Source organism: Cryobacterium sp. 10I1 (genome assembly GCF_035019805.1).
Lineage (GTDB): Bacteria > Actinomycetota > Actinomycetes > Actinomycetales > Microbacteriaceae > Cryobacterium > Cryobacterium glucosi.
In genome coordinates, this window is sequence record NZ_JASJVF010000574.1 from 1 (window position 1) to 420 (window position 420).

The 420-nt window shown below is 70.7% G+C and carries 1 protein-coding gene; it reads left to right on the forward strand.

Translation table 11 applies throughout. From position 1 onward, the window contains the following. Positions 1-27 precede the first annotated feature (27 nt). Positions 28-420: hypothetical protein (locus tag QN345_RS19840; RefSeq protein ID WP_323509217.1), on the forward strand; the 393-nt coding region annotated here is incomplete at its 3' end.

Below are 420 nucleotides of genomic sequence, written 5' to 3' on the forward strand. Positions count from 1 at the left end.
GTGTTCGATTCGGGGTAGAATCGGGGTATGGCAGGAGCTTCCGATCCCCAGTCACACACCCCGCAGACACCCGGTTCCGGGGTCGCGGGTGACCAGCCCATCGCAGGCGTCGAGTCGGCCCATTCGGTCGCGGTTGCCGAGGGGTTCGAGGGCGCTGATGGGTTGGCCGGTTCGGTTCCGTCGGTGCCGTCGGTGCATGCGGATGCTGTCGCCCGGCTCGCCGAGGCGCAGGCGGTTCTCGCCGATGCCCTGGCGGCGATCCCGGTGGGGCTGCTCAGCGATACAGAAGCGGTGACGGCGCTGAGTACCGTGGAGGCGATCGGTCGGACGGTGGATGCGGCCCGGGTGAGCACGGCGACGGATGTGGACCGGAGGGCCCGGGTGCTCGGCCGGGAGGGTCTGGCCTGGCGGATGGGCTGC